Origin of the sequence: Faecalibacillus faecis (genome assembly GCF_003024675.1) — a bacterium.
Classification (GTDB): domain Bacteria; phylum Bacillota_I; class Bacilli_A; order Erysipelotrichales; family Coprobacillaceae; genus Faecalibacillus; species Faecalibacillus faecis.
The window spans coordinates 34,468-47,592 of record NZ_PYLP01000002.1 but is presented as its reverse complement, the minus strand read 5'-3'; the positions used below and the strand labels follow the sequence as shown (position 1 = coordinate 47,592).

Sequence of the window (13,125 nt, the reverse complement as noted above, 5' to 3'; positions counted from 1 at the left end):
TTATTAATCAAAATAATGTCTAATAAACCTTTCATCTCTCTTTAATTGTTGTTTTAAATCATCTAAAGAAGCAAATTTTCTTTCATCACGAACTCTAAACATAAAATCCACATCTACTTCTTTTCCATATATATCTTCATCAAAATCAAAAACGTTTACTTCTAAAGAAATCTTTGTAATTTCTCCTACTGTTGGATTTAAGCCCACATTTGCCATTCCAAGATAACATTTACCATCATGATAAAAATAAACGCCATAAACACCTTTTTTTAAAATAACATAGTGTCCTGCATCTACATTAGCTGTAGGGAAACCAATCTTTCGTCCATTTTGTAAACCATAAATGACTTTTCCAGAAATACGATAAGGACGGCTTAAAAGTTGATTTGCTTGTTCTAGTTGTCCCTCTTCTAATTTATTTCTAATAAAAGAAGATGATACTTTAACCCCGTCTACATCATACTCTTCAATAATATCTACAGAAAAATTTTCTTTTTGTATATTTTTTAAAAAACGCGTATCCCCTTGACCATTTTTACCAAAATGAAAATCAAACCCACAAACAAGATGTTCGATATTGTTTTTATAAAGATAGCATTCCAGAAATGAAGTAGGTGAATATTGAGAAATATCTTGATTGAATTCAATAATAAAGAAATAGTCAAAACCTCTTTTTTCTAAAATAGCAATCTTACTTTGTAATGACATCAAATATTTAAAATCTTTTTTTCCTAAAATTTCTTTAGGATGACAAGAAAATGTCATTAGAGCCTTTTTCATGTTCTTCACTTGGGCAATTTTTTCAACACGTTTTAACAGTTGCTGATGCCCCAAATGAACACCATCAAAATAGCCAATTGCACAAACAGAAGGTTCTAATGAATAAGAAGAATCTGGTTTCAAATAAAATACTTTCATTACCATAACCCTCTTACATTTTTCAAATAGCCTTCACCATTAGATTCATAAATAGCAAGAACATGTTTATTTACATCACAAATAGCGACTTGGCCTGTCAAATCACTTTTAATCATTTTTCCATGATAAACAACTGTAGGATCTTTTAAAATTATTTTAGGATAGCTATCTAAAGCTTCATCTACTGATAAAAGCTTATAGCGATCTTGTTGTAGATCTTCTAACGTATAACATTTTTCTAAAGAAAAATCACCTGAAACAATACGCGTCAAATGTGACATATGTCCTGGATAACCTAACTTTTTAGCGATATCCACACATAAAGAACGAATATACGTCCCTTTAGAACATTTCACATCAAAGACAATTTCATTTTTATCAAAAGAAATAAGTTGAATCATCATGATTTCGATATCTCTTTCTTTGATTTCTACCTCTTCTCCATTTCTGGCGTATTCATATAATTTTTTTCCATTTACTTTAATTGCTGAATAAATTGGCGGCTTTTGTTTTGAATGTCCCAAAAAAGAATTAAGTACTCCTTCAACTTGTTCTTTTGAAATTTCTCCAACCTCTTTTTCTTCAAGAACCTTTCCACTGGCATCATATGTATCTGTACTTTTACCAAGAGATAACGTCGCTCGATAGATTTTACTATCACTCATTAAAAACTGTATTGCTTTTGTTGCTTTATTTACACATACAACAAGAACACCAGTCGCATCTGGATCCAAAGTCCCACAATGACCAACCTTTTTTGTATGTAATTTTTTTCTAACAATTCCAACAATGTCATGACTTGTATAACCTGCTGGTTTATTAATCAATAATATTCCATCCATTTTTATCACCTTTTCCATTTTAACAAATTCCTTCTCTCTTGCAAAGAAATCTTTATGCTCTTTTGAAAACCGCAATAAAATTATTAATCAAGAAAATAAGAATATCCATCACTACAACTGTGGCTCCCACAGGCGTTGAAAATAAAATTGATAAAACAATTCCTACAAGTGCTCCTAACACAGATAAAATTGCTGAATAAATAACAACACCTTTAAAACTTACCATAACACGCATAGCTGAAAGAGCCGGGAAAATAAGAAGTGCACTAATTAATAAAGAGCCTACCAGTTTCATAGCTAGAACAATGATAATAGCTGTAATGACCGCAATAAATAAATTATAAATTTCCGCTTTCAAACCCGTTGCTTTCATAAAATTTTCATCAAATGTTACTGCAAAAATACAATTATAAAAGAAAATATAAAACCCTACAACAAGTAAAGACATAATGATACAGACTACTACTTCTGATTTAGTTAAAGTAAGTAAAGTCGTTGAGCCAAATAAAGTTGAACAAACATCTCCTGAAACATTCGTCGATGTTGAAAAAACATTCATCAATAAATAACCAATTGCTAGTGAACCTACAGAAAACATTGCTACCGCCGCATCCCCTTTGATTTTTGTGTTTTGTCCCGTTCTCAGTAATAAAACTGCAGCAATAATCGTAATAATCATAATAAACGGTGTTTGCATACTAAAATTTAAAACGGTTGCAATCGCCATTGCCCCAAAAGCAACATGAGAAAGTCCATCCCCGATAAATGAAAAGCGTTTTAACACTAAAGAAACACCAAAAAGTGATGAACATAAAGCAATTAAAACCCCTACGATCAAAGCATATTGAACAAAGGGATAAGATAGATAATAACTAAATGTTTCGATAATTGACATCGGCTTTCATTTCCTTTCCATATGTATTCATAAATTCTTCTTTTCGAGCATAAACATAATCATTTTTTCGTAAATAAAGAACATGCGTTGCTTCTTCTAATACTGATAAATCATGACTAACCATAATAATTGCCATTCCTTTTTTATTCAATTCTTTCAACATATCATAAAATTCTTTTGTTACTTGAGGATCAAGTCCTGTTGTTGGTTCATCAAGAAAAAGAATTTTCTCTGTTGCACATAACGCTCTTGCAAGTAAAACACGTTGTTGTTGTCCTCCTGAAAGTTCGCGATAACTACGACTGGCAAGAGAATCAATTTTAAGCTTCTTCATTTCTAAAAGAGCTCTTTCTTTTTCCTTTTTTCGATAGAAAGGACGTAAAGCTATTTTAGAAAGATTTCCTGATAATACGACTTCCATAACCGTTGCTGGAAAATCTTTTTGCAGTGCTGTTTGTTGAGGTAAATAGCCTACTTCTTTACGATTAATATTTTTACCAAATTCAACATTTCCTTCTTTTTTATCAACTAAACCAAGTAATGTTTTCATTAAAGTGCTTTTCCCTACCCCGTTTTCACCTACAATGCATAGATAATCATGTTCATGAACTTCAAAATTAATATTTTCTATAAGTGTTTCTCCTGCATATCCAACACTTAAATTTTGACATTTAATATACGCCATATTTTCTCATCCTATTCCAAACATTTTTTTAAAACTTTTAAATTGTGTTTCATTGCTTTTAAATAACTATAACCCTTATCAATTTGTTCCTGTTTAACAGCTTGCAATGAATCCAATGTTACAATTTTTTGATCCTTATTTTTTGTACAATTAATAATTGTTTTTGCCATTTTTTTATCCGATAGATCAACCACAATAACATACGATAAATTCAATTCGTCTATTTTAGAAGCTAAGAAAGTCACCGTAGAAAAACTTGCTTCTATTTCTGCTGAACATCCCGGAAAAGCCGCATAATAATTTAAAGAATAATCATTCATCAAATAACGAAATGGAAAACGATCCGCAAAAACAAGTGTTTTTGTTTTTGACGCATCAACCGTTCTTTGATATTGTTGTTGTAAATCATCTATTTCTTTTAAATAATTTTCTGTATTTTTTTGATAAATATCTTTATGCTTTTGATCTGTTTTTTGAATTTCATTAGATAAAAACTCAATTGCTTGATGTGCATTTTTTAAAGAGAGCCATAAATGTTCATCATATTCTGTTTCATCTTCAGCCTCATGATCATGTTCTTCTATACCTTCTAAATGTTCTTCCTCTTTAAGGTGATCTTTTAAAACATCCATCAAAGAAATCATTTTTACATCTTTATTCTTGGCTTCTTTAATCGCATCATTGACCCATGATTCTGATTCTCCACCGATACATACAAATAGATCTGCTGAAGATATTTGTACAATATCTTGAACAGTTGGCTGATAATTATGAAGATCAACTCCATTTTTTATAATTAAAGATAAATCAAAAGTACTATTTTCTTTACCAATAATTTGTTGTAACCAATCGTATTGAACATATGTTGTACAAACAATTTTTATTTTTTGATTATCTATTTTATTCGTTGTACATCCTGTCATCATTAAAAGACAAAGACAAGATATTAATATAGCTTTTAATTTTTTCATTGTTTTTCCCTACATTCTTTGCATAAGCCACTAATTGTTGAAGCATCACATTCAAGATAAAAATGATAATCATTTTCTAAAGTATTGACAAGTTTTTTCATCAAACCACTTTCTACATGAATTATTTTTCCACATTTACAACATTGTAAATGAAGATGTTCATGACAATGAAAGACATCTTGATTGACGCGATACATAAAAACATCATTATGTCCCGTTTTAAATTTTGTCAGTATTCCTTCATCAACGAATTGATCTAAATTACGATAAATTGTCGATAGATTGACTGCCTGGCCTTGTTCAACAATATATTCATATAAATGATGTGCTGTAAAGCTTTGATCAGAATGTTGATCTGTATATTGTTTTATTAGTTTTGATGCTTTTGTTTTATATTTCATAAAATCACCTCAATTTGCAAATCAATTGCATTTTATCATTTTTTACTCATTTGTCAACGAATATGCAAACCATTTGTAAAAATAAAAAAACCATCCAAAGATGGTTTGATGGTTAATCATGTATAAAGACCATATCTCTTAAAGAAACAAGATTGTAAATATTTTTAACATCTTCCAATTGAAGATTTATACAACCATGTGATCCTCTTGTCTTATATAAATCAGGTGTCCACTTATCCCAGTCACTACGATTCATATAATGATATCCAGTTCCTGTCCAAGTAATCCTTATCCAATATTTTGTAGGTGTTTTATAGTCCGCACCTGTTAACGTATATTCTAACTTCTTATCTTTAATATACCAACATCCTGTTTTTGTTGAACGTGTTGCATCACTAGGAAGTCCTGTAACACATTTTGCACTATAAACAACTTGTCCGTTTTGGAAAACATACACCATTTGTTCAGAAATATCAACTTCACTATATGTTTGTGTATTATAATCTTCTTCAGGATTTTCATAATTCATTTTATATGCTTTATTTTTATAAATTGGTTCTAATTTAGTAATCAACTTTTTAGAATTTTCTTTTGATTGCTTATTTAAATAAGCAGTGACATCCGCTTCTTTGCTTTCAGCTGTAATAGCATTGTAAATTTGATCAACTGTTTGACTATAATCAATTTGCCATCCGTAATCCCCACCAGATACTTGTAAGATTTCACCTGTATGTGATTTAAAACTACGTGTTTTCCCAACTGTTTTATATTTTAAACAAAAGTCTTCTACCCAAGATGACATCTTATCTTTATCAACAGAAACAGAGGCATCATCGCCAATAACCAACCATTCTTTAATATCTGTTGGTTGAATGATTTCATAGTGTTTTTTACCCATATCAAAACGAAGCCATTTTAATAAATAGTTATTATATGTTTTCAGTTCATTTGCAATAACTTCATCTTTACTATAAAACTGTGGTTTTAAATAAACATCACCACTTTCTAAATTGATCTTCGTTGACAAAGTAGAAAGTGCTTTTTCTACATAAGTATAAAATTTTTCTACATCTAATTGGTTACCTAAATTTTCTTTAACGATTTTACCTGATTTTGTTTTTTTATCATATTCTACATAAGCGCTTCGTGGTGCTTCAATTTGATATTGATCTCCCCCCGCCACTAAAAACGATTGTGATAAATTTTGCACAAGTAAATCTTTGTTGTAAGATACATCAAAGGCTACATCAAAATCTTCACCTGTCATAATTTTATAAAACGAAAAGAAACCGTGCGTTTTCTTAAAACAACTTTCAAGTTGATCTTCATACTTTGCAGATAAATCAATGTCTTTTCCTTTTAATTCATATTTAGCGTTGTTTCTACCCTTAATAACTAAAACGTGATTTTTTAAATCCGTTTCAACAGCCTCTCTAGCCTCTGTTAAGGTCATTCCTGAAACATCAATTCCACCAACCGTAGTATTAGGATAGAACTTGTTCGAATATAAAATTGTAATAATAAAAATAAGCATAAAAATAGCAATAACAACACTTAAAACAATTTTTCCTTGTTTTGTTATTTTTAAATTCATGAGTTTTTCTTTCATAAATCAACATCCCCTATTGCTTAGATATTTTATAACTTTCTTTCCCTTCTGTCAAAGAAAACTACTCATCCGTTACATCAATTTCTAATCCTAATTCACGAGGTAAAAAACGTGGACAAACATTTTCTGAAGAAGTAATAACTGAAGCCGCTAATTTTGTTCCAATTTCTACAGAATCTTTTAAATCTTTACCATAAGTAAGTCCAATTGTAAGTCCTGCACAAAAAGCATCTCCTGCTCCCGTTGTATCTCTTACTGTTACTTTTTTTGCTGGACAAATCCCCTTATTGCCTAAATGATCTGCATAAATACTTCCTTTACTTCCCATCGTAACAACCATTGATTTAATGGCCCCCGCTACCATTTTTTGAGAAATAATTTCACATAGATCTTTAGGACTTTTTTTACTATAATTTTCTGCAAAGAAAATACCTGCTTCTAATTCATTACAAACTAAACAATCAAATTGTTGTAACAAATCTCGTCTTTCTACTGCAAGTGTCATATTAGAAATAACACCAAATACTTTTTTATTATATTTTTTAGAATAATCTAAAATAACTTTAATAATTTCAGGGTCAATATCTGCTTCTAAAACAATTGAATCACAATCTTTAAAAATCTCATCGCCTTTTTCTTTCACCAAATCTAAAATTGGCATTAAATTTGGTCTTTGCGAAATAGAGCCTGCCAAATCACCGTCATTAGAAAAGACAGCCAACCAAGTTCCCATTCCTTCAGGAATTTGTTGAATATATTTTGTATTGACTTTATGTCTTTGTAATTTATGAATGACTTCTTGTCCTAACGCGCTCTCATCAACAATTGATAAAAATGTCGGGCGTAATTCAACATTGGCAATATCTTCAACAACATTTCGACTGACTCCACCATGAATGTATTTAATATGTCCTGCATTTCTTCCTGTTGGAATGTATGCATCAATTGGAAAACCTTTAATATCAACAAAAACTGCACCTATAACTACAATACCCATATCTCTTTTCTCTCTTTCTTTTTGTCTTTCTATAATATAACAAAAAATAAAAAACAAGAAAAGAATCTTTCTTGTTTTTATTGATTATTTTCTTTCATAACACCAACTAATGGGTGGGGTTTATAACATTCTTCCAAATATTTCATTTCTTCATTTGTTAATTTTAAATCACACGCCTTACAAGCTGTATCAATATGACTGAGTTTTGTCGCACCAACAACCGGTGAAGCTACTTTGGACAGTAACCAAGCTAAAGAAATTTCTGACATTGAACAATTTCTTTTTTGAGCAAGATCTTCAACTCTTTGAATAATGACAAGATCTTCTTTTTCGCTTTCATCATATTTGCCTTTTGCATACGCATCTTCTTTTAATCTTTTAGATGTTTCCCCTGGATGTCTTGAAAGTCTTCCTGAAGCAAGTGAACTATAAGGTGTCATGGAAACACCCATTAAATCACAATAAGGTTTCATTTCTCTTTCTTCTTCTCTAAAAATCAGATTGTAATGTCCTTGAATTGTTTGAAAAGTTGCCCATCCATTATTTTTAGCAATCTCATTAGCCCGCGCAATTTGCCATGCAAAACAGTTGGAAACGCCAATCGCTCTTACTTTTTTTGATTTAACAAGATCATTTAAGATTTCCATTGTTTCTTCAATGGGTGTTACATTGTCCCAACGATGAAGAATATAAAGATCTACATAATTCATTTGTAATCTTTTTAAACTATCATTTATACATGTTTCAATATGTTCTCGAGCACTAATACCTTGATTGATTTGTTCTTGGCTACGTGGCATAAATTTAGTCGCAATAACAACATCTTCTCTTTTCGAAAATTCTTTGATAGCACGTCCTAAATATTCTTCTGATGTTCCACCTTGATAGCCCATAGCAGTATCAAAGAAGTTAATTCCTTGGTCAAGGGCATGTTTAATGATTTTTTTAGATTCTTCATAAGAAAGTGTCCAAGAATGCATTCCTGCTTGTGGATCACCAAAGCCCATACATCCTAAGCATACTTTTGCAACTTTAATATCTGTCTTACCTAAATTAACGTATTCCATATTGCCTCCTAGATTTGATGTCTAATTACATCTTTTAATGTAAATGTTCCATTATCAAATTCATAAATAAAAATACAACAATTTCCAAATCCTTTTTTTAATTCTTCCATTGGATCTTGGAAAGCTCTTAAAAAGTTAAAACAAGCCCCGCCATGACTCACTGCTAAAACACTATGATGGTCTTCTTTACTCATAATGTCTGTTAGAGTTTTTACCATACGATCTCTTGTCGTATTAGATGATTCTCCTTTATATTGTAAGTAGAATGTTTCACAATCTTTTGGTGTTAAATGAGAATTTAATCTTTCACTTTCTCCTTCTAACTCTCCATAATAGTTTTCTTTTAAACCTTTGGTGCGAACATAAGGCATATCTGTTACAAGTTCTAATGTATCACAACATCTTTCACTCGTACTAGAATAGGCATGATCAAAAGTAATATCATGATCTTTAAACCATTTTTCCGCAACTTTTGCTTGTTTGATTCCTAATTCTGTAAGTGGTGAATCACACCACCCTTGAATCTTATGTTGTAAATTAAATAATGTTTGTCCATGTCTCATTAAATAAAGTGTCTTTTTCATACATTCCTCTTCTTTCACTCTTATTGTAGCATGCTTATAAAAAAGAGTAATTTATAATTAAATTACTCTGTCAACAAATTGACAAAAAAGATTATTTGTCAATTTTATATGGGTTTGTTGTACAATCGCTTCCCTGAAACAAATCATCCATTCCTAGTCCGCGCATTTGGGTAATCATTTTTGCCATTTCTTCCACAGGAACTTTCATATCTGATAGAATCCATGATAGAGTCATCGCACTTGAGGCATTAGCATGATAAATGGTAGCAAACTTTAATGCATCAGGCATTGGCTTTTCACCATAAAGTTGTTGATGCCACTTTAAATCAAAGTCCTCACAATGTTTCGAAATATATTCTTTTAAACAATTTTGACCTTCCATTAAACATGCTTGTTTTAAAAAGGTTTGATATTGTTTCATATGTTTAAAAGAGTCTATAAGTGATTCATAAAAATTAAAATTTGGATTTTGTCCATTAAAATGATCAATAATTTTATGATTATAAATATATTGAATTAAATCATTTTTATCCAAGAAATGATTATAAAATGTTTGTCTACTGACTCCAGTTGTTTCTAGGAGATCTTTAACTGTTATTTGAGATAAGTCTTTTTTGTGGCATAAATCTAACAAACCATTTGCAAGTATTTCTTTAATATCAATTGCCATAAAAATACTCCTTTCTTAGTTTAAAAACATTGTATCATAAAAGTTCATTTTTAAATAACTTCAAATTTTGTCCAAGCGTTTGATTTATAACGATAATAGAAAATAATCGCACGAATTGTCCAATCGCCACACATTGCAAGGGCAATACCTATAACTCCTAAATTAAGTTTTAAAGCAAGAATAATAGATAAGACAAGTCTTCCGCCCACTGTTGAAGCAATAGAAACAATCATTGTAAATTTGACATCCCCTGTTGCCCTTAATCCCTGAGATAAAGGTCCAGAAAGTGGGAAAACCACCGTATTAGCAATATTATGAATAATAACAAGAATAAAAATCAAATGTTTTGTTTCATATGTAAGATTATAGAATTGTAGGATAAATGGCGTAATTGCTAAAACAAGCACATTCCATACAATTGAAAAAACAAGCGACCATTTAATAAGTTTAGAAAAATAGAATTTTGCTTGATCAACATCCTTTGCTCCCATACATTGTCCAATAACAGTAATAAAGACAGGCCCCATTGCTGAACCAACAAGTGCAGCTAATGACCAAATACTTTGTGCAACCCCATTGGCTGCAATTTGATAGGTTCCAAACATCGCTACAATTGAGCTTAAAGCCACTTTTACAAGTTGGAAAATTCCATTTTCGATCCCATTAGGAATTGCTATATTTAAAATACGTTTGAGCATCTTTCTATCAAATTTAAAAATATCTTTTGAATCATAGTAAGCTTCCCATTTTTTATTGAAACATAAAACAGTAATAAAGATTGCTGAAAAAACACGAGAGATAAGTGATGGATAGGCAACACCTGCAACCCCCGCTTTTAAAACATAAACACCAATGATATTTCCTACAACGTTGATAATATTTGCAACAAATGAAATATACATTGTTACTTTGGTTTTAGCCATTGAACGATATAAAGCCGCACCTGCATTATAAATAGCAAGTGCTGGATAAGAATATGCTGAAATACGTAAATATGTCACACACGCCTCCATAACATCTGATTCAACTTTACCAAATAGTAATCCTAAAAGTTGTTTATTAAAAATCAAAACTAAAATAGATAAAATAATTGAAAAAACAATAGAAAACATCAACAATTGACTTGATGATAAAATCGTTCTTTCTTTATCTTTATTACCAATATATTGACTAACAACAATGGCCCCTCCTGAAGCAAGTGCTGTAAATAGATAGATAAAAATTGTATTAAATTGATTGACAAGTGATACTCCTGAAACTGCTGCTTCCCCACAGCTACTTACAACAAAAGTATCAACAATACCAACAAGCATAACCAGCAATTGTTCAAAAAATAAAGTAATGATCATGCTTCTTAATTCTTTATTTGAAAACATTTTCATTTCTCCCCTCTTGCCTTCATTATAAAAAAAGAAGCCTCAATTGTGAAATGCTTCTTTTATAGTTTATATCATGCTTGATAAGCATTATAAATTCCATATCTTTATTTCCTGATACGGATTTGTCTTTACTACGGCAATCTTGGTAACCTTTCCATAAAAAGGTTCAAAATAATGATTTAATATTTTAAATGCTTGATTAGTTTGTTGTTCATTTAACTTTCTGCTTATAGAAACATGGGGTACAAAGTGATACGGTAAATAGCGATTCTTTTGTGAAATGGAAACATATTCATCAAAAATATGATGTACTTTTAAAATCAACTGATTTAAAAACTCATTATAAACAGGTAATAAATAGAGCGTTGATTTTTGAAAACACCCTATCGAAACAAAATAAAGTTCTTGATTCGTTTCTTTTGTAAAAAGCTGATTTGCCTGTTCGATGAATTTCTTTTCTGCTATTTCTTTATAAGTCGCAATTGTTAGATGAAAAGGAATATGATGTTCTTCTAAATAATTTTGATGAAGTTTATCTTTTATTTGTTCACTTAGAAAAGATAATTTTTGATTTGTTTTTTCATCAAAATACAAAGCTAAATGATACATTTTATTTTTCAATATATTCCTTTTCTAAGTTAAATCCTCTTCCTTGAACTTCATGAACATTTGAAATAATCATAAACGCATCTTCATCAATGGATTTTACAAGTCTTTCAACTTGAACAAGTTCTCTTGTCGAAATAACATTAATTAAAACTTCTGTATTTTCTAATAAATAGCCTGTTTGTCCATGAAGCATTGTTACTCCACGATCAACGTTCGTTAAAATAGCCTTTCTAATTTCTTCATATTTCGAAGAAATAATTTTAACTTCGATTTTTTGAGCACCCATTACTAAAATCTTATCAATAACCATAGTATAAATAAAAATTAATACAATCCCATAAAGACATTGTCTGATATCGGAAAAACCAAATTGTGCTAATACAATTAGTGTATCAAAAACATACATTGAAATAGAAACAGGAATTTTAAATAATTTATTTAAAATAAGGGGTGGTATATCCATACCTCCTGTTGAAGCACCTGCTTTAATAACAATAGCAATAGCAACACCTACTAACACACCTGCAAAAAGTGTGTTAATTAAAATATCATCGGTTAAACAAAAACCTTGAAAAGAAAATTCAAACACGCCTAAAATAAATGGATAATAGAAAGTTGAAATAAGTGTTTGTAAAGCAAATTTCTTTCCTAAAATAAGTGCACCAATAATAAAAACAATAAAATTAAAAATAAAAGTAAATATTGAAATAGGTAAATGAAAATAATGATTTAAAAATAAAGAAATACCTGTTGTACCTCCACTTAATAAATTTCCTGGAACAATAAATAAAATGACTGCAAGTGCAAGTAACGTATTTCCAAGTAATATACTGATAATATCTTTTTTATTTGCTTTCATAAATTCCTCCATAAAAAAACCACACTGTTTTTTCCCTAACAATGTGGATCAAAGCTTTCGCTTAATACGTTTGTATTATAGCATATACAAAATTCTTGTCTAGAATTTTGTATAAAAATAAAAACAATATATCAAGATTTGTATAAATAAAATCAATGGAATACCCATATAAAATTTAATATGTTTCGTTTTATGATGAAAACAATACATGGCTAAATAACTTCCTAAACTTCCACCTATCAAAGCAATAAAAAGTAAAGTATTTTCAGAAATACGATATCTTTGTTTTTTAGCTTTTACTTTATCAAGTCCCATTATAAAAAAGCTTAATACATTTATCATTACTAAATAAATCATCAACAATCTCCTAATGTATACTGACATATTGTTTCTTTAATCACATAATAATTCATTTGTGTAACAACTAAATCATCTAATGTGCAATGAAACAAATAACTTAAAGCACATAAGTGTTCTAAATTAGGTAACGATTTGCCTTTTAACCACTTATAAATACTTTGTTTACAAGAGAGCCCTAAATAATCCTGAACATCTTGAACACGATAACCATTTTCATCCATGTATTTTTGTATTTGTTTGCCTGTTTTTTCTAAATTGATATAAGGATACATCATTTCT

General features: G+C 29.9%; 16 protein-coding genes. All 16 read right to left on the bottom strand.

What is annotated here, in order from left to right; genetic code table 11:
* Nucleotides 1–3: 3 nt before the first annotated feature.
* A complete protein-coding gene (gene ribF, locus C7U55_RS02105) occupies nt 4–918 on the bottom strand; it encodes a riboflavin biosynthesis protein RibF (protein ID WP_239985140.1) in 915 nt (304 codons plus the stop codon).
* Entirely contained in the window at nt 918–1,760 is an 843-nt protein-coding gene (truB, locus tag C7U55_RS02100; protein WP_106987134.1) for a tRNA pseudouridine(55) synthase TruB, read from the bottom strand. The genes ribF and truB overlap by 1 nt, the downstream gene beginning before the upstream one ends.
* Nucleotides 1,761–1,812: 52 nt before the next feature.
* Nucleotides 1,813–2,655 carry a metal ABC transporter permease gene (locus C7U55_RS02095; RefSeq protein WP_106987133.1) on the bottom strand — a complete coding sequence of 281 codons (843 nt, stop codon included), beginning with the start codon at nt 2,653–2,655 and terminating at the stop codon, nt 1,813–1,815.
* Nucleotides 2,633–3,340, bottom strand: a complete 708-nt coding sequence (locus C7U55_RS02090) for a metal ABC transporter ATP-binding protein (protein WP_106987132.1) — start codon at nt 3,338–3,340, stop codon at nt 2,633–2,635. The genes C7U55_RS02095 and C7U55_RS02090 overlap by 23 nt, the downstream gene beginning before the upstream one ends.
* An 11-nt stretch (nt 3,341–3,351) precedes the next feature.
* The gene (locus C7U55_RS02085; protein WP_106987131.1) at nt 3,352–4,311 is read right to left on the bottom strand and encodes a metal ABC transporter substrate-binding protein; all 960 of its coding nucleotides are present in this window, start codon (nt 4,309–4,311) and stop codon (nt 3,352–3,354) included.
* On the bottom strand, nt 4,308–4,712 hold the full coding sequence (locus C7U55_RS02080; RefSeq protein ID WP_106987130.1) for a Fur family transcriptional regulator: 405 nt from the start codon (nt 4,710–4,712) through the stop codon (nt 4,308–4,310). The genes C7U55_RS02085 and C7U55_RS02080 overlap by 4 nt, the downstream gene beginning before the upstream one ends.
* Nucleotides 4,713–4,824: 112 nt before the next feature.
* A complete protein-coding gene (locus C7U55_RS02075) occupies nt 4,825–6,321 on the bottom strand; it encodes a L,D-transpeptidase family protein (RefSeq protein ID WP_106987129.1) in 1,497 nt (498 codons plus the stop codon).
* A gap of 61 nt (nt 6,322–6,382) precedes the next feature.
* Nucleotides 6,383–7,318 carry a carbohydrate kinase family protein gene (locus tag C7U55_RS02070; RefSeq protein WP_106987128.1) on the bottom strand — a complete coding sequence of 312 codons (936 nt, stop codon included), beginning with the start codon at nt 7,316–7,318 and terminating at the stop codon, nt 6,383–6,385.
* A 77-nt stretch (nt 7,319–7,395) separates the two neighbouring features.
* Complete coding sequence (locus C7U55_RS02065; RefSeq protein WP_106987127.1) at nt 7,396–8,385, bottom strand: aldo/keto reductase; 990 nt, start codon at nt 8,383–8,385, stop codon at nt 7,396–7,398.
* Nucleotides 8,386–8,393: 8 nt separating this feature from the next.
* The gene (locus tag C7U55_RS02060) at nt 8,394–8,969 is read right to left on the bottom strand and encodes a histidine phosphatase family protein (RefSeq protein WP_106987126.1); all 576 of its coding nucleotides are present in this window, start codon (nt 8,967–8,969) and stop codon (nt 8,394–8,396) included.
* 91 nt (nt 8,970–9,060) lie between these two features.
* On the bottom strand, nt 9,061–9,639 hold the full coding sequence (locus tag C7U55_RS02055; RefSeq protein WP_106987125.1) for a TetR/AcrR family transcriptional regulator C-terminal domain-containing protein: 579 nt from the start codon (nt 9,637–9,639) through the stop codon (nt 9,061–9,063).
* A 50-nt stretch (nt 9,640–9,689) separates the two neighbouring features.
* Nucleotides 9,690–11,021 carry an MATE family efflux transporter gene (locus C7U55_RS02050; RefSeq protein ID WP_106987124.1) on the bottom strand — a complete coding sequence of 444 codons (1,332 nt, stop codon included), beginning with the start codon at nt 11,019–11,021 and terminating at the stop codon, nt 9,690–9,692.
* 84 nt (nt 11,022–11,105) lie between these two features.
* On the bottom strand, nt 11,106–11,639 hold the full coding sequence (locus C7U55_RS02045) for a 2'-5' RNA ligase family protein (protein ID WP_106987123.1): 534 nt from the start codon (nt 11,637–11,639) through the stop codon (nt 11,106–11,108).
* Nucleotides 11,629–12,486, bottom strand: coding sequence for a YitT family protein (locus tag C7U55_RS02040; RefSeq protein WP_106987122.1), 858 nt, complete (start codon nt 12,484–12,486; stop codon nt 11,629–11,631). Before C7U55_RS02040 ends, C7U55_RS02045 begins: the two co-directional genes overlap by 11 nt.
* Nucleotides 12,487–12,585: 99 nt before the next feature.
* Entirely contained in the window at nt 12,586–12,843 is a 258-nt protein-coding gene (locus C7U55_RS02035) for a DUF1294 domain-containing protein (RefSeq protein ID WP_227279175.1), read from the bottom strand.
* Nucleotides 12,843–13,118 (bottom strand): helix-turn-helix transcriptional regulator, encoded by a 276-nt coding sequence (locus C7U55_RS02030; protein ID WP_162297390.1) that lies wholly within the window; start codon nt 13,116–13,118, stop codon nt 12,843–12,845. Before C7U55_RS02030 ends, C7U55_RS02035 begins: the two co-directional genes overlap by 1 nt.
* Nucleotides 13,119–13,125 lie beyond the last annotated feature (7 nt).